Annotated in this window: 1 protein-coding gene; it reads left to right on the forward strand. The window is 66.3% G+C overall.

From position 1 onward, the window contains the following. Positions 1-486 (forward strand): ABC transporter permease (locus tag EN879_RS38435; protein WP_164774966.1); only part of this gene is annotated, 486 nt, incomplete at both ends.

Genomic DNA, 486 nt, shown 5'->3' on the forward strand with positions numbered 1-486 from the left:
TTGCTGCGTCATCGCTGGGGCCTCGACCAGTCGGAGCTGACGCGGCTGGCTAACTACCTCTGGGCGCTGTTGCATCTCGACCTCGGCCAGTCGGTGACCTTCTCCCGACCGATCCGCGATGTGATCCTCGAACGCCTGCCCAACACGCTGCTGTTGATGGTCAGCGCCACCGCGCTCTCCTTCGGGCTCGGCTCGGCACTCGGCATCTATGCCGGCGCCCGGCCGGGCAGTTTCCGCGACCGCTTCCTGTCGATCGGCTCGCTGGCGCTCTATGCCGTGCCGGGTTTCTGGCTCGGACTGGTGCTGATCGTCGTCTTTGCCGTCGACCTGCGCTGGCTGCCGATCGGCGGCATCGAGACCCTGGCTTCCGACAAGACCGGCCTTGACCGCGCAGCCGACATCGCCGTCCATCTTATCCTGCCTGTTTCGGCCCTCGGCTTCATCTACCTGGCGCTCTATCTGCGCATGATGCGCGCCGGCATGGCC

The organism is Mesorhizobium sp. M7A.F.Ca.AU.002.02.1.1 (assembly GCF_003998535.1).
Classification (GTDB): domain Bacteria; phylum Pseudomonadota; class Alphaproteobacteria; order Rhizobiales; family Rhizobiaceae; genus Mesorhizobium; species Mesorhizobium ciceri.